Origin of the sequence: Hydrogenophaga sp. RWCD_12 (genome assembly GCF_046604225.1) — a bacterium.
Taxonomy (GTDB): Bacteria; Pseudomonadota; Gammaproteobacteria; order Burkholderiales; family Burkholderiaceae_C; genus Hydrogenophaga.
In genome coordinates, this window is record NZ_JBKIXC010000002.1 from 356,007 (window position 1) to 373,695 (window position 17,689).

General features: G+C 67.6%; 18 protein-coding genes. 2 read left to right on the top strand and 16 right to left on the bottom strand.

Features of this window, described 5'->3' with window-relative positions:
- Positions 1–8: 8 nt before the first annotated feature.
- Together ACLIJ1_RS08745 and ACLIJ1_RS08750 are read right to left on the bottom strand one after the other, a co-directional pair.
- Positions 9–725: a DsbC family protein gene (locus ACLIJ1_RS08745; protein ID WP_411365123.1), complete on the bottom strand. Its 717-nt coding sequence runs from the start codon at positions 723–725 to the stop codon at positions 9–11.
- Between the two features lie 44 nt (positions 726–769).
- Positions 770–1,936: an FAD-dependent monooxygenase gene (locus ACLIJ1_RS08750; RefSeq protein ID WP_411365124.1), complete on the bottom strand. Its 1,167-nt coding sequence runs from the start codon at positions 1,934–1,936 to the stop codon at positions 770–772.
- A 33-nt stretch (positions 1,937–1,969) separates the two neighbouring features.
- Between ACLIJ1_RS08750 and ACLIJ1_RS08755 the strand changes: the two genes are divergently transcribed.
- Positions 1,970–2,860 carry an MOSC domain-containing protein gene (locus ACLIJ1_RS08755; protein ID WP_411365125.1) on the top strand — a complete coding sequence of 297 codons (891 nt, stop codon included), beginning with the start codon at positions 1,970–1,972 and terminating at the stop codon, positions 2,858–2,860.
- A 17-nt stretch (positions 2,861–2,877) separates the two neighbouring features.
- Here the strand turns inward: ACLIJ1_RS08755 and ACLIJ1_RS08760 are convergent, their stop codons facing one another.
- The 11 genes from ACLIJ1_RS08760 to ACLIJ1_RS08810 all read right to left on the bottom strand — a co-directional run bounded on the left by ACLIJ1_RS08760 (position 2,878) and on the right by ACLIJ1_RS08810 (position 13,796).
- Complete coding sequence (locus ACLIJ1_RS08760; RefSeq protein WP_411365126.1) at positions 2,878–3,735, bottom strand: hypothetical protein; 858 nt, start codon at positions 3,733–3,735, stop codon at positions 2,878–2,880.
- Between the two features lie 100 nt (positions 3,736–3,835).
- Complete coding sequence (locus tag ACLIJ1_RS08765; RefSeq protein ID WP_411365127.1) at positions 3,836–4,528, bottom strand: TIGR02466 family protein; 693 nt, start codon at positions 4,526–4,528, stop codon at positions 3,836–3,838.
- Between the two features lie 13 nt (positions 4,529–4,541).
- Entirely contained in the window at positions 4,542–5,222 is a 681-nt protein-coding gene (locus tag ACLIJ1_RS08770; protein WP_411365128.1) for an NTP transferase domain-containing protein, read from the bottom strand.
- Positions 5,223–5,227: 5 nt separating this feature from the next.
- A complete protein-coding gene (locus ACLIJ1_RS08775; protein WP_411365129.1) occupies positions 5,228–6,199 on the bottom strand; it encodes an XdhC family protein in 972 nt (323 codons plus the stop codon).
- Between the two features lie 24 nt (positions 6,200–6,223).
- On the bottom strand, positions 6,224–7,411 hold the full coding sequence (locus ACLIJ1_RS08780) for a VWA domain-containing protein (protein ID WP_411365130.1): 1,188 nt from the start codon (positions 7,409–7,411) through the stop codon (positions 6,224–6,226).
- Positions 7,408–8,337, bottom strand: coding sequence for an AAA family ATPase (locus ACLIJ1_RS08785; RefSeq protein ID WP_411365131.1), 930 nt, complete (start codon positions 8,335–8,337; stop codon positions 7,408–7,410). Before ACLIJ1_RS08785 ends, ACLIJ1_RS08780 begins: the two co-directional genes overlap by 4 nt.
- 3 nt (positions 8,338–8,340) lie before the next feature.
- A complete protein-coding gene (locus ACLIJ1_RS08790) occupies positions 8,341–8,997 on the bottom strand; it encodes an SRPBCC family protein (protein ID WP_411365132.1) in 657 nt (218 codons plus the stop codon).
- A 13-nt stretch (positions 8,998–9,010) separates the two neighbouring features.
- A complete protein-coding gene (locus ACLIJ1_RS08795) occupies positions 9,011–11,422 on the bottom strand; it encodes an aerobic carbon-monoxide dehydrogenase large subunit (protein ID WP_411365133.1) in 2,412 nt (803 codons plus the stop codon).
- Positions 11,423–11,445: 23 nt separating this feature from the next.
- Positions 11,446–11,931, bottom strand: coding sequence for a (2Fe-2S)-binding protein (locus ACLIJ1_RS08800; protein WP_411365134.1), 486 nt, complete (start codon positions 11,929–11,931; stop codon positions 11,446–11,448).
- A 17-nt stretch (positions 11,932–11,948) separates the two neighbouring features.
- Positions 11,949–12,812 carry an FAD binding domain-containing protein gene (locus ACLIJ1_RS08805; protein ID WP_411365135.1) on the bottom strand — a complete coding sequence of 288 codons (864 nt, stop codon included), beginning with the start codon at positions 12,810–12,812 and terminating at the stop codon, positions 11,949–11,951.
- Positions 12,813–13,037: 225 nt separating this feature from the next.
- Entirely contained in the window at positions 13,038–13,796 is a 759-nt protein-coding gene (locus tag ACLIJ1_RS08810) for a LytTR family transcriptional regulator DNA-binding domain-containing protein (protein ID WP_411365136.1), read from the bottom strand.
- 101 nt (positions 13,797–13,897) lie between these two features.
- On the opposite strand from ACLIJ1_RS08810, the gene ychF reads away from it, so the two are divergent.
- Positions 13,898–14,989: a redox-regulated ATPase YchF gene (gene ychF / locus ACLIJ1_RS08815; RefSeq protein WP_411365137.1), complete on the top strand. Its 1,092-nt coding sequence runs from the start codon at positions 13,898–13,900 to the stop codon at positions 14,987–14,989.
- A gap of 119 nt (positions 14,990–15,108) precedes the next feature.
- On the opposite strand, the gene ACLIJ1_RS08820 is transcribed toward ychF, so the two are convergent.
- From ACLIJ1_RS08820 to ACLIJ1_RS08830, 3 genes are read right to left on the bottom strand one after another with little or no spacing between them, the layout of a single operon-like run.
- Positions 15,109–15,918, bottom strand: coding sequence for a hypothetical protein (locus ACLIJ1_RS08820; protein ID WP_411365138.1), 810 nt, complete (start codon positions 15,916–15,918; stop codon positions 15,109–15,111).
- Positions 15,915–16,766 carry a hypothetical protein gene (locus tag ACLIJ1_RS08825; RefSeq protein ID WP_411365139.1) on the bottom strand — a complete coding sequence of 284 codons (852 nt, stop codon included), beginning with the start codon at positions 16,764–16,766 and terminating at the stop codon, positions 15,915–15,917. Before ACLIJ1_RS08825 ends, ACLIJ1_RS08820 begins: the two co-directional genes overlap by 4 nt.
- Entirely contained in the window at positions 16,763–17,689 is a 927-nt protein-coding gene (locus ACLIJ1_RS08830; protein WP_411365140.1) for an ATP-binding cassette domain-containing protein, read from the bottom strand. Before ACLIJ1_RS08830 ends, ACLIJ1_RS08825 begins: the two co-directional genes overlap by 4 nt.

Sequence of the window (17,689 nt, forward strand, 5' to 3'; positions counted from 1 at the left end):
TCAGAGGTTTACTTGGCGTCGGCCAGCAGTTTCTCGACGCGGTCGGCACCCACCGCGCCGGGGACGCGGGTGCCGTTGGCGAAGATCAGGGTCGGGGTGCCGGTGATGCGGGCCTTCTTGCCGAATTCGAGGTTGCGGCCCAGCGCGGTGGCGTCGCAGGTGGCTGCCGGCGGCATGACGTCGCGCGTCATCCAGTCCAGGAAGGCCTTGCCCTTGTCTCCCTTGGTGCACCAGATGTTGCGCGACTTCTCGGGCGAATCGCCGCCCAGGATCGGATAGAGGAACACGTGGATGGTCACGTTGTCGACCTTGGTGAGGTCGCGCTCGAAGCGTTTGCAGTAACCACAGTTGGGGTCTTCGAACACCGCCACCTTGCGCTTGCCGTTGCCGCGCACGATGGTGAAGGAGTCCTTGAGCGGCAGGTCCTTGAAGTCGATTTCGGTGAGCTTCGACTGGCGCTCTTCGGTGAGGTCGGTCTTCGTGCGGGTATCGATCAGGTTGCCCTGGATCAGGAAGTTGCCCGATTCGTCCGAGTACATGATGTCGCTGTGGTTCAGGCGGATCTCGTACAGACCGGGAACAGGCGTCTTGCTGATCTCGTCGATCTTGGGCAGGTTGGGGTAACGCTCGGCCAGCGCCTTGCGGATCGTGGCCTCCTGGGCGAAGGCGCTCAGGCCAGCCGCAGCCAGGACCAAGGCAACAAGGGATCGGTTCAGAAAGTTCATGGGGTCGCCTGCGGCGTGAATGTGGAAAGAAAGCCGGTAGCGGGTCACGCCACCTGGCCCATGGCCTTGCGGGCCAGCCAGTGTTTCAGCGGTCCGAGACGGTCGACGCCGCTCATGCCCCAGTTGCGCACGGCCTGCACGCGGCTGTCGGTCTGACCGAACAGCCCGAACAGGCCATCGGTGAGCCAGCCCATGGCGGTCACCTCGGCCTGTCGGGCGCGTTCGTAGCGCCGCAGCAGCCTGAGGTCGCCCAGCTCGCGCCAGAACTCGCGCCCGTGGATCACACGCGCCAGTTCCGCCACGTCGGCCAGCCCGACATTCAGGCCCTGCCCGGCCAGCGGGTGCATGGCGTGCGCCGCGTCACCGGCCAGCGCCACGCTGCCCTGTCCGGTGCGCGCGATCCAGCGCCGTGCGCGGGAGAGTTCGAGCGGCCAGGCTTGCGCCGGACCGTCCAGCTGCATCCCGCCCAGTGCCTGGCCGCATCGCTCCTGCACCGCCTGTGCCAGCGCCTCTGGTGCTGCGCGAAGCCAATCTTCGGATTGCTGAGCAGGGACAGACCAGACCAGGGCCACGGAGTTCCCCGATTCGCCCGCCAAGGGCAGCAGGGCGAGGATTTCTCCACGTTCGAACCACTGGCGGGCCACGCCCCCGTGGGGCTTCTCGGTCGTCAGGCGGGCGGCAATCGCCTTGTGCGGGTACGGCCGGACGTCGAACTCCAGCCCCAGTTCGTCGCGCGTGGCGCTGCGTTTGCCTTCACAGACCACGGTCAGCGCAGCCGGCACGGGCTCGTTCAAGCGCTCGATGCCGCCCTGGAATCCGACCGCGTCGGCCAGCCGCTTCTCCAGCGCCGGCACGTCGACGATCCAGTTCAGCGCCGCGACACCCTGGTCCTGCGCCGAGAAGTTCAGGTCGCCGCCGTCGTCGCCGTGCACTTCCATGCGGGTCACGGGCGTGACGCTGGGGACGGTGTCGCTGGCTTCTTCGGTCTCGGGCCACGCACGAAGCGAGACCAGCAGCTCGCGCGCCGCCGCATTGAGCGCATAGGCGCGCACGTCGGGCGCCGTCGTCGCGGGGCGGGGCGCGGCCACCAGGGCGACCTTCAGGCGTTCGCGCGCCAGCAGCAGGGCCAGCGTCTGGCCGACCACGCCGGCGCCACGGATGCACACATCGAAACGCCGGGACGCGGCCGGGGACGGAGAGAGGAGAGCCATCCCCGGATTTTAGGAGCAGGCCACAATTCGGGCATGAATGCTTTGACCGAACCCGATCTGCAGGCCCGCATCGACCAGCTCTGGATCTATCCCGTCAAGTCCTGCGCGGGCGTGCGGCTGGAAGAGGCGCTGCTGACGCCGACCGGCCTGGAGTGGGACCGGGCCTGGATGGTGGTCGACGCGCAGGGTGAATTCGTGACCCAGCGCGAGCTGCCGCGCATGGCCCTGATCCAGCCTTCGTTCAAGCTTGACCAGCTGGTGCTGCGCGCCCCCGGCATGCTGGCGCTGCACCTCTCGCTCGACGGTGTCGAGTTCGCCCGGCGGGTGCGGGTCTGGGACGACGAAGTCGACGCCTGGGACATGGGCGATCTGGCGGCGCAGTGGTTTTCCGACTTTCTGGGGCCGGACGCGCCCGAAGACCTGAAAAAGCTGCGGCTGGTGCGCTTCGACCCAGAAGTCCGGCGCCTGTGCAGCGCGAAATGGACCGGCGGACGTGAATCGGTGACGCAATTCGCCGACGGCTTCGGCGTGCTGGTCGCCAGCACCGCGTCGCTGGACGAACTGAACGCGCGGCTGGCGGCGGCGGATGAAGCGCCGGTGGACCTGCGGCGATTCCGGCCCAACATCGTGCTCTCCGGCGTCGAGCCGCACGACGAGGACCGCATTGGTGCCTGGCGGGTGCAGACCGGGGCCGGGCTGGCGACGCTGGAAAACGTCAAACCCTGCGCGCGCTGCCCCATTCCCAACATCGACCCGTCCACCGCGACATCGACGCCTGCGGTCAGCGATGCGCTGCAGGCCTACCGGCAGGACCCGCGTCTGAACGGCGCGATCACTTTCGGCATGAACGCGATCGTGCTGGAGGGCGACGGGCTGGTGCTCAAGGTCGGGCAACCGGTGGGCGCCGACTGGAAGTTCGACTGAGGGCCTGACCCGTGGGGTCAGGCAGCGTCGCGCCAGCGGCGCAGAGGCGGCACCGCCGCGCCGCGTTGGAAGCCAGCCCGCGCCACCCAGGCGAGGGCCAGCAGGCCGATCAGTCCCCAGGCAACCTGCAGCGCCAGCGGCCCCAGCGTGGGCGCCATCAGGCCGGTGGACAGCAGCACAGCTGGGCCCAGGCCGGCCGGGACGCGGGAGCACAGCGGGCGATCGGCTGGCTCCGGTGGCACCTCCAGTGACCAGGCCAGTGCCGCCAGCACCATGCCGGCCAGCCTCCAGCCAGCAGCGTCCGGCCAGGCCATCAGCAGTGCCCCCGCGGCGAGCAGAACGGTCTGCTGCAGCACCGAGACTTGCAGGGGCTGGCGGCGACCGAGGCGCAGTGCTGTCCACAGCAGCGGCAGGCCGGCCATCAGACCCAGATGCAATCCGACGGCTTGCGCGTCGGTCCAGCCAGGCCCCAGGCACCACTGGCCCGACAGCCAGAGGCTGCCCATCATCAGGCCCATTGCCTGGCCGGGCAGTGTGGGCGTGGTGTCGCCAGACCGTGCCGCGAGGGAAGCGCTCCATCCGCCCCACAGCGCGGAGGCCGCCAGCAGCGCCACCAGTGCAGCTTGTCCCGAGGGCAGGGCGGGCAGCGAACCCAGCAGTGTCCAGGCCCCCAGCAGCAAGACCAGAGGCACCGGTCCGCGGCCGGTGACGTTGGCGCTGGCGCTGGCGCTGGCGCAGCGCACCGTCCACCACAGCACCACCGGCAACACACCGCTGGCCAGCGACCAGCCCAGTCGCTGGCCCAGCCAGCCCAGCAGCACCCAGGCCAGCAACGTATCTGCCTGGCGCAGCGCGGACAGTCCACCCCTGCGCATGAAGCGACGCCCGTCAAGGGCACCGAGGAACCGGCTTCGCCGGGCCCCAGGTGCCGCCCCCCTGAGGGGGGTGACGCGAAGCGGCGCGGGGGGGAGCACCTCAGACATGGCTGTAGCCGTGCAGCTGGTCGCTGCCGGTGGCCGCGTGCACGCTGGCGTTGAACGAGACGATGACGCGGTCGGTCGCGCCGTCATAGGGCATGGCCTGGTGCGGCAGCCAGGACGGGAAGACGACGAGCTGACCCGGCAGCGGCGCGATGTCGAGGTGCGCCGACTGCAGGTAGGCGTTGCCGAAGTCCATGTGCGCGCCGCCCAGGTGGTTGAAGTGCGGGCCGTAGAAACGCGTCACGCCGTTGGTGGCGCCCAGCAGCGGGTGCGCCTGGCGCTGTGCATCGCCGTCCACCTGCAGGCAGTACACGCCCGACCACGAGCAGTTGCCGTGCGTGTGTACGTCGTGGTGGCTGCCCCGGTTGGCGATCTGGAACCAGATCCCGCGCAAAGCGATCTGCAAGCCGGGTGCGGCTTCGGGCCAGGCGCCCTGGTTGGCCAAGGCCACGGTCTGGCGCAGACCGTCGACGAGGAAGCGCACCAGTGCGTCCCACTCGGGCAGGCGCACGCGCTGCAGCAGGTTGTCGCCGCTGGCGTAGAAGGCGGCGGCCGGATCGGCGCAGGGGTCCGTGGCACGCAGGCTGCGGAACACGCGCACCAGCAGCGGGTTGACGTCCGCCGCCTGCGCGAAGTGGTGCACACCCAGCGGCGTGGACCAGAGCGACAGCAGCGGATCGGGCGCCATGCTCTGCGGTGGCTCAGGCTTCGGTCAGCAGGTCGGAAGGCCAGCGCAGGCGATGACCGGTGCGGGCGGCCAGGGCTTCGATGTCTTCCGGGCTGTCCACGTCGGTGCGGTAGCGCGTGTTGGCCGTGGCCCAGGGGTGCACCGCCTGCGGGTTCGCCGATTGCCACTGCTTGCAGCCCACGCGGGCCTCGCCGGCCAGGATCTGCTCGCGCACGCTTTGACTGAACATCACCGGATTGCCGGGCAGCCCGTCCACCGTGGGCTGCACGACCTCGGTGCCTTCGGGCCGCTTCTTGTACGCGCCGATCAGGTCGTTGATGTCCTGCGAGTTGATCAGCGGCTGGTCGGCCAGCGCGACCAGCACGGTGTCGATCTTGCCAGCCAGCGCCTGCAGGCCCAGCCGCAGCGACGAGACCTGCCCTGCGTCCGGGTCGGGGTTGCGCACCAGCGTGACCGGGAAGTCGCGCACCACCGGTTCAATGCGGTCGGCGTAGTGGCCCAGCACCACCACCAGTTCGTCCACGCCCGCGCCCGAGAGCGCGATCAGCTGGCGCCGGATCAGCGGTACGCCGCCCAGCTCCAGCAGGCACTTGGGCTTGTTGCCCATGCGCGATCCCGAACCCGCGGCCAGCAGCACCGCACCCACCACCACCCGGCTGTACAGACCGCCACCGCCTTTGAGAATGCAACCCATCGTGATCAGCCCCCGCAACAGGATTTGGCGGCCACCACCGGCGGTGCCGCTTCGACGATCGATTCTGCGTCGGCAGCCATCGCAGCGCCACCGCCGCAGCAACTGCCCATCTCCATCGGCGGCAGGTCGAGCTTGAATTTCGGTGCCGGCTTCGCCGCTGCGACCGGGGTCGTTGCCGTCCGCGTCGGTCGGCCACGCCGCGCCGCGACCACCGTCGCCAGCACCGCCAGCGCGATCTCTTCCGGGGTCTGGGCGCCGATGGGCTCGCCCGCCGGTGACACGATGGCGGCCACCTGCGCCGGATCTTCGCCGGCGCCGATCAGGCTCTCGTGCAGCACGTTGGCCTTGCGTTCGCTGGCCACGAACCACAGGGTCTGCGGCTGCAGCGCCAGTGCCGCGCGCAAGGCCTGCAGGTCGCGCCGGCCCTGGGTGGCCACGACCACCAGGCCGCCGGCCGGCAGGGCCTGGGCGACGGCATCGCTGCGGTCGCTGCCGACCACCCGCGCCGCGTCGGGGAAGTCGGCCGCCTGCGCGCCCTCGGCCACCAGCACGGTCTGCAGGCCGATGCGTGGCGCCAGCCCGGTCAGCGCGCGCGCCACCGGCGAGTCGCCGAACACCACCAGCTGCGGCGCGGGCAGCACCGGGTCGATGAACAGTTCCAGCGTGCCGCCCGAGTGGCAGGCCATGCCGAACTCCAGCACGTCGCCCAGCGTGCGCTCGGCGGTCTCGTCGGTCGGCGCGATTCGGATGCTCTGCGGCTGGCCGCTGGCCAGCGCCTGGCGCACGGTCTTGACCACCGCGGGTTGCGCGCAGCCGCCGCCGATCCAGCCGTGGATCTGGCCGTCGGCGGTGACCAGCGCCTTGTCGCCGGCCTTGGCCGAGGTGGGCGCCTGCGCGCGCAGCACGGTGACCAGCGCGAAGGCGCGGTCTTCGGCCTGCAGCCGGGCGGCGTCGGCGATCCATTGGTTGCGGTTCATGGCGTGTCTCCTGTGCGTATGTATCTAATGCAGAACGGGCCGTGCCGCCGCCAGATCGGCCAGGCTGGCCAGCGGCACGAAGCGGTGGATGTGTTCGCGCGCACCCTGCACCGCGGCGGCCGCGGGCACGCCGCGCGTGGGGTGGAACCAGGTGATGCGCGCGCCGCGGCCGCGCAGCGCCTGCAGCGCTTCGGCCAGCTGGTCGGGGGCGTCGGTGTCGAAGCCGTCGGACATCACCCACACGCGCGCGCCGCGCCGCAGCTGGGCGCGGGCGTGGGTGCGGGCAAAGTCCTGCAGGCTGGCGGCGATGCGGGTGCCGGCGCCGAAGCCGGCGGTCACCGCGTTGATCTTTTCCTGCACCGTGGCCGAGTCACGCTGCATCAGCGGCGTGACCTCGGCCAGCCGGGTGTGGAACACGAACACGCGGGCCTGCGCCTCGATGGCGAAGGCGCGCGCCACGCGCAGGAACAGCGCGGCGTGTGCCTCCATCGAGCGGCTCACGTCGGCCAGGATGAACAGGCGCGGCGGTTCCTCGCGCCGCACTTGCCAGGCAGGCGCCAGCGGCTCGCCGCCCCAGGCCACGCTGCGGCGCAGGGTCTGGCGCAGGTCCAGCCGCTGGCCGCGGTGCACGCCGCGCCAGCGCCGCGTGGGCAGCGGGCGCAGTTGCGCGGTGATCTGGCGCGCCAGGCGCTGCAGCGTGCCCAGCTCCTGCGGCAGCCACATCTGGCCGTCGCGCTGGTGCAGGGCTTCCATCTGCGGCGCGCTGCGGCTGGCGCCGCCCATGGCGCGCGGGCTGCCGGCCTCGCTGTCGCCGGTGCCGGCCAGCGCCGCATCGGCCGCGGTCTGCGGGGCGGACTTCGCCGGGGTGGGCGGCTGCTGGGTCGCGTCCATCTGTTCACGCATCTGCTGCACCGACTGGCGCAGGTCGCGCGAAGGGCGTGTCTGCCCGCTCACGCGCACCGAGCCGCGCAGGCGCTCGGGGTGCCAGTAGCGGTCAAACAGGTCGGGCCAGAGCCGCCATTCGCGCGCGCTGTGGCAGGCGATGGCGCGCCAGGCCGCGTTCAGGCGGGCGCCGCTCAGCGCGCCGAGCGCCAGCGCGGCCTGCAGCATGGCCTGCTGCTCGGCCACACCCACTGTCAGCCCGTGGTCGCGCAGCAGGGCCGCGAAACCGGCGAGCGTTTCGCTGGGGGCGAGCGCGGGCGTGTGGTTCATGAGGCGGCCGCGTTGGCAGGGGCTTTTTCGGCCACACCCACGGTGCGCCGGCCTTCGATCAGCTGGCGCGCGCGGTCGGCGCCGAGCACGAAGCGGTCTTCGCGCGTCTTGAGCAGGCAGCCCAGCGTCGTCAGCAGCACCGCCATGTCCTCGGGCAGGGTGTGGTGGTGCATGCGGTGCAGCGCGTTGACCCAGTCCAGCGTCTCGGCGATGCCAGGGATCTTGCTCAGGTCTTCGTGGCGCAGGCGCTGCACGAACTGCACCGCTTCTTCCACCAGCCGTGTGTCGGCCTCGGGCAGGGCGGTTTTGACGATGGCGATCTCGCGCGAGAGCGTGGGGTAGTCGAGGTGGTGGTACAGGCAGCGGCGGCGCAGCGCGTCGGACAGTTCGCGCGTGCCGTTGCTGGTGAGGATGACGCGCGGGATGTGGCGCGCGCGCAGGGTGCCGATCTCGGGCACGGTGATCTGGTAGTCGGCCAGCACTTCGAGCAGAAAGGCCTCGAAGGCCTCGTCGGCGCGGTCGATCTCGTCGATCAGCAGCACGCAGGGCCCGTCCTGGCTGATGGCCTTGAGCAGCGGCCGCTCCAGCAGGAACTCGCGGCTGAAGACGTCGGACTCTTTGACCGTGCCGGGCTGTCCGTCGTGCAGGCGGATCGCCATCAGCTGGCGGCCGTAGTTCCATTCGTAGGCCGCCTGCGCCAGGTCCAGGCCCTCGAAACACTGCAGCCGCACCAGGACAGCCTCCTGGGCCTGCGCCAGCGAGGTGGCCAGAGCAGTCTTCCCCACCCCCGCGTCGCCCTCGAGCAGCAGCGGCCGCTGCAACTCGCCGGCCAGCCACACCGTGGTGGCCAGGTCGGCGTCGGCGAGGTAACCCACCTGCTGCAGCGATTCGCGCAGCTGGCGGTCGTTGGTGGCGGGGGTGTCCATGGTTCAGGCTTTCTTGCCGAACAGACCCAGCCACCAGTTTTTCACCAGTGCCCAGACGATGGCCAGGCCGTTGATCTCCTGCGCCACCGGCGGGGCGGTGCGGGGTGCCGTGGCAGCCAAGGGCTCAGCCGGTGCGGCTTCAGCGCTCGCGCCGGAAGCCGTGGCGGTATCGGCAGTCTCCGCGGACGACGGGGGCGCCGGCAAGGCCAGCGCGGCCTGGCGGAAGTTCTCGACGAACTGCACCAGGATCATGTCGGACACCTGCACCATCATGCGGCCACCGAACTGGGCGAACTTGCCGTTGACGATGACGGCCGCGTCGCCGTGGAGCACGCTGTGGGCCGGGTTGGCGGGATCGGCCTCGATGGTCGCAGCCAAGTCCATGGACGCGGACGTACCGCCCTTGTCCGCGCCCTTGCCGCGCAGCACCATCTTGCGCGCCGCTTCGTCTTTATCCAGCACGTCCACCTGGCCACCGAACTGGGCCACGGCCGGGCCGACCTTGACCTTGACGCCGCCCTTGTAGGACGTGTCGGAGAGTTGTTCGGTCAGCTCGGCGCCGGGCATGCAGCCGGCCACGGCCTTGAGGTCGCCCAGGATGGCCCAGGCGCGGGCCGGGTCTACATCCAGAGGGTAGCGTTTGTCGAGTTTGACTTCCATCTTGTATTGCCGATCAGAGATTGAGACCGCGGGCCTTGAGTTCTTTCCAGACGCGGAACGAGGTATGCGGCATGTCCATGTGCGTCACACCGATGTGCGAGAACGCATCGACCACGGCCGAGGTGAAGGTGGGAATGCTCCCCACGTGCGGCGACTCGGCCACGCCCTTGGCGCCGATGGGGTGGTGCGGGCTGGGCGTGACGGTGTGGTCGGTTTCCCAGTGCGGCGTTTCCACAGCGGTGGGCAGGAAGTAGTCCATCAGGGTGTTGCCCATCAGGTTGCCCTGCGCGTCGAACGGCATCTGCTGGCCCATGGCCACCGCGAAACCCTCGGTCAGGCCGCCGTGGATCTGGCCCTCGATGATCATCGGGTTGATGCGGGTGCCGCAGTCGTCCAGGGCGTAGAAGCGGCGGATCTTGGTCTCGCCGGTGGCGCGGTCGATGTCGACCACACACAGGTAGATGCCGAAGGGGAAGGTGAAGTTGGGCGGGTCGTAGTAGTGCACGGCTTCCAGGCCCGGCTCCAGCCCGGCGGGCGGCTGGTGGTAGGCCTGCCAGGCCACGTCGGCCATGGTCTTGAACTTGCTGTCGTCGCCCTTGACCTTGAAGCGGTCCACTTCCCAGTCGAGGTCGTTCTCGTTGACTTCGAGCATGTGGGCCGCGATCTTGCGCGCCTTCGCGTGGATCTTGCGCGCGGCCAAAGCGATGGCCGCGCCGGCCACCGGTGTGGAGCGCGAGCCATAGGTGCCGAGGCCATACGGCGCGGTGCTGGTGTCGCCTTCCTCGACCTGGATCACCTCCGACGGGATGCCCAGCTCGGTGGCGATGATCTGCGCGTAGGTGGTCTGGTGGCCCTGGCCCTGCGTGATCGTCCCCATTCGCGCAATCGCGCTGCCGGTCGGGTGGATGCGGATCTCGCAGGAGTCGAACATGCCCACGCCCAGGATGTCGCACATCTTGCTCGGGCCGGCGCCCACCACCTCGGTGAAGGTCACGAGACCAATGCCCATCAGGGTCTTGGCTGTAGGGTCGGCGCGCCTGGCGGCCTGCTCGGCGCGCAGCGCGGGGTAGTCGACCGCGTTGAGCACCTTCTTGAGGGCCGTGTGGTAGTCGCCGCTGTCGTATTCAAAACCGAAGGCGCTGGTGTAGGGGAACTGTTCCTTGCGGATGAAGTTCTTGGCGCGGATCTCGGCCTTGTCCATGCCCAGCTTCTGCGCCAGCACGTCGACCATGCGCTCCACCAGATACACCGCTTCGGTCACGCGGAAGCTGCAGCGGTAGGCCACGCCACCGGGCGCCTTGTTGGTGTACACGCCCTTGACCGAACAGTGCGCGGCCGGGATGTCGTAGCTGCCCGAGACGATGTGGAACATGCCAGCCGGGAACTTGGTCGGGTCGGCGCAGGCGTCGAAGGCGCCGTGGTCGGCGATCACGTTCACGCGCAGAGCGGTGATCTTGCCGTCGGGCGTGGCGGCGATTTCGCCGTCCATGTGGTAGTCCCGCGCAAAGGCGGTGGTGGAGATGTTTTCCACCCGGTCCTCGACCCACTTGACCGGACGGCCCAGCACGATGGACGCAACGATGGCGCAGACATAGCCGGGGTAGACACCGACCTTGTTGCCGAAGCCGCCGCCGATGTCGGGGCTGACGATGCGGACCTTGGACTCGGGGATGCCCGAGAGCAGCGAGACCACGGTGCGCACCACGTGCGGCGCCTGGCTGGTGATGTAGGTGGTCAGGTCGCCGCGCACCGGGTCGAAGCTGGCCACGCAGCCGCAGGTCTCCAGCGGGCAGGGGTGCACGCGCGGGTAGTACATGTGCTGGCTGACCTTGACAGGCGCGTTGGCAAACACCGCGTCGGTCGCGGCCTTGTCGCCCGCGTCCCAGGTGAAGATGTGGTTGTGGTGCTCGCGCGGGCCGTGGGCGCCGCTGGTCTTGCCGGCCAGGTCTTCGCGGATCACCGGCGCGTCGGGCTGCAGGGCTGCGTAGGGGTCGATCACCACCGGCAGCTCTTCGTATTCCACCTCGACGGCTTCCACCGCGTCGGCGGCGATGTAGCGGTCGTCGGCGATGACGATGGCCACTTCCTGCATCTGGAAGTGCACCTTCTCGTCGGCCAGCACGGCGGCCACGTCACCGGCCAGGGTCGGCATCCAGTGCAGCTTGAGCGGCTTGAGGTCGTCGGCCGTCAGCACCGCGTGCACGCCGGGGATGGCGAGCGCCGCTTCCTTGTTGATTTTCTTGATGCGGGCGTGGGCCAGCGGGCTGCGCACGATGTCCATGTGCAGCATGCCGGGCATCTTGATGTCGTCGACATAGTTGCCCTTGCCCTGGATGAATCGGGCGTCTTCCTTGCGCAGGCGCGAGACGCCCATGCCAGCCAGGGCGATTTCACGGGCTTCGGCGGTTTGTACCGGTGCGTTCATGTGGGGTTCTCCGTGAATGGGGTTCAGGCCGTGGCGGGTTCTTGCAACTTCTTGGCGGCGTACTGCACCGCCTTGACGATGTTCTGGTAACCGGTGCAGCGGCAGAGGTTGCCGCTCATGCCCATGCGGATTTCGGCCTCGGTCGGGTTCGGGTTGTCCTGCAGGAAGCGGTAGGCGCGCATGAGCATGCCGGGGGTGCAGAAGCCGCACTGCAGGCCGTGTTCCTTGTAGAAGCCTTCCTGCACCGCGTGCAGCACGCCCTTGTTGGCCAGGCCTTCGACGGTGAGCACCTCCGATCCGTCGCACTGCACGGCCAGGTGGGTGCAGCTCTTGACAGAGCGGCCGTCGATGTCGACTGTGCAGGCGCCGCAGTGGCTGGTCTCGCACCCGATGTGGGCGCCGGTCAGGTTGAGCTCTTCGCGAAGGAAGTGGATCAGCAGGGTGCGCGGCTCGACCGCCTTCTCTTCGTTCTTGCCGTTGACGCTGACGTTGATGAGTTTCTTGGCCATGGGGTGTCTCCTTGTATTCAGGCGCAGCGCGCCCAGGCGGCGGTCAGGGCGCGCTTGACCATTTCGCCGGCCATGGCGGTCTTGTATTCGGCGTCGCCGCGCAGGTCTTCGGCCGGGTCGCAGATGGCAATGGCCGCGTCGGCGGCGGCCTGCACGGTGGCGGGCGTGAAGGCCTGGCCCAGCAGGGCGGCTTCTGCGGCTTCGGCGCGCAGCGCGGAGGGCGCCACGTTGGTCAGCGCGATGCGCACATGGCTGACGGTGTTGCCGGTCTTGCGCAGCACGACCGCGCAGCCGGCCGTGGCCCAGTCACCGGTCTTGCGCTTGAGTTTTTCGTAGGCCCAACCGGTGCCCTGCGCAAAGGCGGGGGCATGGATCTCGACCATCACCTCGTTCTCTTCCAGCAGCGTCATGTAGGTGCCCAGGAAGAAGCCGTCGGCGGCCACGGTGCGACGGCCTTTCGGGCCTTCAAGCACGAAGGAGGCTTCGATCGCCAGCGAGAGGGCCGGGTGGTCGTTGCCCGGGTCGCCGTGGGCGATGTCGCCGCCGATGGTGCCGCGGTTGCGCACCTGCGGGTCGGCGATCAGCTTGGCCGCTTCGGCCAGCAGCGGCAGCCTGGCCTGCACGACGGGGGAGCTGATCAGGTCGTTTTCCACCGTCATCGCGCCGATCACCACCGTGCCGCCTTCTTCGCGGATGCCGCGCAGCTCCGGGATGCGGTTGATGTCGATCAGATGGGCCGGCTGCGCGAACCGCAGCTTCATCATGGGCAGCAGGCTGTGGCCGCCGGCCAGCAGCTTGGCATCGGACCCGAGCTGGCCCAGCAGGGCCACGGCCTCGCCGACCGACTTGGGCGCGTGGTACTCGAAACGCGGTGGAATCATCGTGGTGTCTCCTGGTCTTCCGGGTGGGACGATTGACGTTTGTCAATGCCAACCCAGTCTGGGGGAGACGTGGTTTCCGACACCGCAGTCGGGTCTTGAACTCAGGAGTTCACAAAACGACCGGTTTTTCGCACGAACTGCATGTCTGGCTGCACGAAATGCTCAGATCAGGCGCCCGCAGCATGGCAATACGGGTAAGTCCTAGGCCGCAGAATCGCCCGGAAATCAGTGCCTGGCCAGCAGACCCAGGGCCTCACGCAGCCTGGCCACCTCACCCCGCGCCACCGGGATCGGCTCGCGGTGTTTGCCCTTGAGTACGACCTGCGTCTTGCTGCCTTCGCGCCCGAGTTCGGCGACCGCCTGCAGGTTGACGATGAAGCAGCGGTGCACGCGCATGAACTGCGCCGGGTCCAGCCGGGCTTGCAGGTCGCCGATGCTGAGGTTGCAGAAATGGAAGCCGTCGCGCGTGAGCACGCGGGTATAGTGCGCCTGAGATTCCAGGCTCAGCACGTCGGCGGTGTCGACGAAGGCCACCTTGTGGTTGGCCACCATGGGGATGCGGTTCAGTCGCAGGTTGGCCGGCGCGGGCAGATCGGCGGTCGCCGGTGAATCCTGGCTCACCACCTGGGTCACGTCGTAGAACACCAGCACAAAGCCGGTGGTGGTGCCGAGGTGGTCGCCCAGCCGGGTCACCTTGATCAACAGCACCTGTTCGGGGATGTTGATGATCATGGTCATCGGCGTGGAGCTGGCCACGGGGCAGCCCGATGCCTGGTCCAGCAGGAAGTTGACCTTGGGTTTGGATCGCTCGGGGTGGAACGAGGTGACCAGCTTGTCGAACGGCTGCTTTTCGCCCACCGGCAGTACCTTGCGGGCGAAATCGTTCATCGCCACCACGTTGCGCGCGGCGTCGAGGTGGATCACACCGACCTCGAATTTCTCGAACAGGTACAGGGGCGAATTGCCGGTGGCCTGGACTTCCATCTGTGTTGTCTCCGAGCGCTTCTGGGATCTGCCAGAACCGCACAGCCTACCGCAAGCGGGGCCATCGCATACACTTTCGGGTTGATTTTTCGAGGTATTCCATGAGTCTCCAATGCGGCATCGTCGGCCTGCCCAACGTCGGCAAGTCCACCCTTTTCAACGCCCTGACCAAGGCCGGCATCGCCGCCGAAAACTACCCCTTCTGCACCATCGAGCCCAACACCGGCGTGGTGGAAGTGCCCGATCCGCGGCTGTCCCAGCTGTCGGACATCGTCAAACCCGAACGCGTCGTCCCGGCCATCGTGGAATTTGTGGATATCGCCGGCCTGGTGGCCGGTGCCAGCACCGGTGAAGGCCTGGGCAACAAGTTCCTGGCACACATCCGCGAGACCGACGCCATCGTCAACGTGGTGCGCTGCTTCGAAGACCCGAACGTGATCCACGTCGCCAACAAGGTTGACCCGATCGCCGACATCGAAGTCATCCAGACCGAGCTGTGCCTGGCCGACCTGTCGTCGGTGGAGAAAGCGATCCACCGCGTGAGCAAGACCGCGCGCTCGGGCGACAAGGAATCGATCAAGCAACTGGCGATCCTGGAGAAGTGCCAGACCGCGCTGAACGACAGCCAGCCGGTGCGCACCATCGACTTCAGCAAGGAAGAAGCTGCCCAGCTCAAGCAGTTCTTCCTGATCACCGCCAAGCCGGCGATGTTCGTGGCCAACGTGTCGGAAGACGGTTTCGAGAACAACCCGTTCCTTGACCGCCTGCGCGCCTTTGCCGACAAGCAGAACGCGCCCGTGGTCGCCATCTGCGCCAAGATCGAGGCCGAACTGTCCGAGATGGACGACGCCGACCGGCTGGAATTCCTCAAGGAGTTGGGCCAGGACGAACCGGGCCTGAACCGTCTGATCCGCGCCGCCTACAAGCTGCTGGGCCTGCAGACCTACTTCACCGCCGGTGTGAAGGAAGTGCGCGCCTGGACCATCCACGTCGGCGACACCGGCCCACAGGCGGCCGGCGTGATCCACACCGACTTCGAGAAGGGCTACATCCGCGCCCAGACCATCGCCTTCGACGACTTCATCCAGTTCAAGGGCGAACAGGGCGCGAAAGACGCCGGCAAGATGCGGGCCGAAGGCAAGGAATACGTCGTTAAGGATGGCGACGTGATGAACTTCCTGTTCTCGTCGTGACAGGCAAGTCGATCTGACGGATCGAGCAAGAAGGCCCGCTGTACGCAGGCCTTTTGCTCTTGGGTTTTCGGAACGCCAGCTTGGTCCATCCCTGAAGTGGAAGCGAAGTCGGCGCAGACTCAACTGCCTTTGCGCTCCTTGCAGTTCGGCGCTGCCCAGTGGATCGAGGCCGCTGCATCCGGTGTGAGTGTGTCCAGACGCAGGCGCTTGACCTGCATGGCGTCATCAACCTCCAGCGCTACTCCTGGTGCGACTGTCACGTCGGCGCTCGCCACTGATGACAGGTTGCTCAAGCGGACTGCTCCGGACACGGCACGAACTGTGAGGCGCTGGGTGCCTTCGGAGTCGATCCGGACGTTGCCGTAGTACTGATTCCCGGGATCGGGTCTTCCTCCCGGTGGAACTGCGCATTCTGGATGACCCGTCGTGACCGACAGGCGCGTCACTTTGCCTTTGACTTCGTCGATGCGACCAGCCACCAGTGACAAAGAATCAAGGGTAAGGCCGGGTGTGGTGGACACGGCGATCTGCCGGCCTTCCAGGCTGTTGAGCCAGACAGGCATTGCCAGCTCGACGTTCTGCAGCGATTGGCTGTGAACCGTCAGCACCAGATCGTCGCCTTGCACGGTCCAGGTCGGCGGCTGTGCGTTGCTCTGGCGCCAGCGGATCTCGATGTCTTCGCGAGCTTCAAAGACCACCTTGAATGGCAGGTATGGCTCGTTGGGCGCTTCCAGGCGGACATGGTGAGCTTGGCCAATGGCGCTGCGTGGAATCAAAACGCTGCCGTCCGAGGGAGGAGCAAGGTGCCCGGCGAGCACCACCGCGATCCACACAGAAGCGGCTGTGAAGGCCAGCAGCAGGTCGGCGGAGCGCCGCGCGAGCCAGCGTCTGGGCCCAGGATCGCGTCGTGACACGAGGGTGGTACTCATGTGAGCTCCCTCTCTTTCAGACCACGCCAGGCGGTCGCCCAGAGCAGGCATGGAACGACCAGCCAGAGCCAGGCGTTGAGTACATGCACTCCCATCGTTGCTGGATCGGTGTCGGTGAATGCCCACCAGCGCAAGAGCACCCGTGCCAGGTCACTGCCCGGTGGTGCGAGCAGCGCGGCGAACATCGCGCCGAGCGCCACCAGGAAGCCGGCAACCAGGGTCGACAAAAATGGGGCTCGCCGGAACAGCAGGCTGCCCGTGACGGCCAGTCCAGCCAGCGCGGCATGACAAAGGAACAACAAGGCCTCTGGCCGACGGTCGTGCGCAGAGCGGAAGGGCAGGTAGAGCTCGTAGAAAGCAGCCTCCGGTGAGGTTATGTTGGCGCTGGGCGTTGGGTTGCTGCTCAGGAGTTGCTGGTAAACCTGCGAGTCCCACCAGAAACTCAGCGCTCCGACCGGTCCGGCCAGGATGGCGAACCAGACGGTGTAAACCAGCGGGAAGACCAACAGAACGGTCAGGGCCGCCAGCGACCACTTTTCGGTCACCGAAGCCGGCTGCATCAGTACCTGCAATGCGTGCTCGCGCCGGCGCATCGGTCCGAAGTGCTGTGCAGCGAACACCGGACCAAACAGCAGCAGTCCCGTGAAATAAAGGCCCTCTTGGGTGGCACTGGTGAAGTGGATCATCTCTCCCCGAGCCATGTCTATCAGGTGCAGGGCGAGCACAGGAACCGCGATGATGGTGCAGACCAGCAGCCAGCTAAGGTAGTGGCGAAGCTGGGATCGCCAGTGGCTGCGCGCCAACAGGGCAAAGCGCTGGGCGCTGAAGGTGTGTGTGACAGGCGTCATGCGAGCACCTCCGGGGTGTGGGCGTGGACGGCGTCGATCACGGCGGATTGTGAGTGGCTCAGAGCCTTGTACAGGAGCTCCAGCTGAACCGGTGTGGCTTCGGCCGGTGGTGGCTTCCCCGTAGCGCGGCGCGCCAGCCAGGCCGTGTGGTGCCCGATGGGTTCGCGATACAGCAGGCGGTCTTGCGGGATTTCGCTGCCTTGAGATGCGGTACCCATTTCCAGTGCCTGTGACAAGACTTGTGTGCTGGCGCTGAGAACGATGCGACCGTTGTCGATGAACCAGATGTGATTCATCAGGCTTTCGAGGTCATGAGCCTGGTGGGTGCTGATCACCACCAGCCGCTGGCGCTGCCGATCGTGGCTGAGCAGTTGCTTGAAAGTGGCGCGGCTGACGATGTCCAGACCGTTGGTGGGCTCGTCCATGAGCAGCACGGGGGTCATGGTGGCCAGAGCCAGTGCGATGGCAGCTTTTTTCTTCTGACCCAGACTCATGCGGGAAAAGCGCAGGTTGTCCGGCACCTCGAAGGCGGCCAGTGCCTGTTCGAACAAGGCATCGTCGAAGTTGGGATAGAACGGTGCCTGAGTGCGCCCCAGCGCGCCGGTGGACAGGTCCGGCAGGTGAAACTCTTCGGGCAGCAGGTAGATGCCGGCAAGGAATTCTGCGCTGCGCTGGCGCGGTTCAAACCCGTTGACCTTCACCAGGCCCCGATCTGGTGCCAGCAGGCCAGCCAGGATTTTGAGGAGGGACGATTTGCCGCTGCCGTTGCGACCGAAGAGACCGAATACGCCTTGAGGACCGGTGTGTGTGCTCAGATTGTCGAACAGGGCATGCCGGCCCCATGAATAATGCAGTCCCTCGACAACAATCGCCATGACGTTTCCCTGATGTGGTGTGTTTGCGTGTGAATGATAGGTGAGCAA

Excerpts from the sequence above, each read along its gene's own strand:
- ACLIJ1_RS08800 (WP_411365134.1), bottom strand. The coding sequence starts at position 11,931 with ATGGCCAAGAAACTCATCAACGTCAGCGTCAACGGCAAGAACGAAGAG.
- ACLIJ1_RS08820 (WP_411365138.1), bottom strand. The coding sequence starts at position 15,918 with ATGAGTACCACCCTCGTGTCACGACGCGATCCTGGGCCCAGACGCTGG.
- ACLIJ1_RS08750 (WP_411365124.1), bottom strand. The coding sequence starts at position 1,936 with ATGGCTCTCCTCTCTCCGTCCCCGGCCGCGTCCCGGCGTTTCGATGTG.
- ychF (WP_411365137.1), top strand. The coding sequence starts at position 13,898 with ATGAGTCTCCAATGCGGCATCGTCGGCCTGCCCAACGTCGGCAAGTCC.
- ACLIJ1_RS08795 (WP_411365133.1), bottom strand. The coding sequence starts at position 11,422 with ATGAACGCACCGGTACAAACCGCCGAAGCCCGTGAAATCGCCCTGGCT.
- ACLIJ1_RS08780 (WP_411365130.1), bottom strand. The coding sequence starts at position 7,411 with ATGAACCACACGCCCGCGCTCGCCCCCAGCGAAACGCTCGCCGGTTTC.
- ACLIJ1_RS08765 (WP_411365127.1), bottom strand. The coding sequence starts at position 4,528 with ATGGCGCCCGATCCGCTGCTGTCGCTCTGGTCCACGCCGCTGGGTGTG.
- ACLIJ1_RS08785 (WP_411365131.1), bottom strand. The coding sequence starts at position 8,337 with ATGGACACCCCCGCCACCAACGACCGCCAGCTGCGCGAATCGCTGCAG.
- ACLIJ1_RS08825 (WP_411365139.1), bottom strand. The coding sequence starts at position 16,766 with ATGACGCCTGTCACACACACCTTCAGCGCCCAGCGCTTTGCCCTGTTG.
- ACLIJ1_RS08760 (WP_411365126.1), bottom strand. The coding sequence starts at position 3,735 with ATGCGCAGGGGTGGACTGTCCGCGCTGCGCCAGGCAGATACGTTGCTG.
- ACLIJ1_RS08745 (WP_411365123.1), bottom strand. The coding sequence starts at position 725 with ATGAACTTTCTGAACCGATCCCTTGTTGCCTTGGTCCTGGCTGCGGCT.
- ACLIJ1_RS08770 (WP_411365128.1), bottom strand. The coding sequence starts at position 5,222 with ATGGGTTGCATTCTCAAAGGCGGTGGCGGTCTGTACAGCCGGGTGGTG.
- ACLIJ1_RS08755 (WP_411365125.1), top strand. The coding sequence starts at position 1,970 with ATGAATGCTTTGACCGAACCCGATCTGCAGGCCCGCATCGACCAGCTC.
- ACLIJ1_RS08805 (WP_411365135.1), bottom strand. The coding sequence starts at position 12,812 with ATGATTCCACCGCGTTTCGAGTACCACGCGCCCAAGTCGGTCGGCGAG.
- ACLIJ1_RS08810 (WP_411365136.1), bottom strand. The coding sequence starts at position 13,796 with ATGGAAGTCCAGGCCACCGGCAATTCGCCCCTGTACCTGTTCGAGAAA.
- ACLIJ1_RS08775 (WP_411365129.1), bottom strand. The coding sequence starts at position 6,199 with ATGAACCGCAACCAATGGATCGCCGACGCCGCCCGGCTGCAGGCCGAA.
- ACLIJ1_RS08790 (WP_411365132.1), bottom strand. The coding sequence starts at position 8,997 with ATGGAAGTCAAACTCGACAAACGCTACCCTCTGGATGTAGACCCGGCC.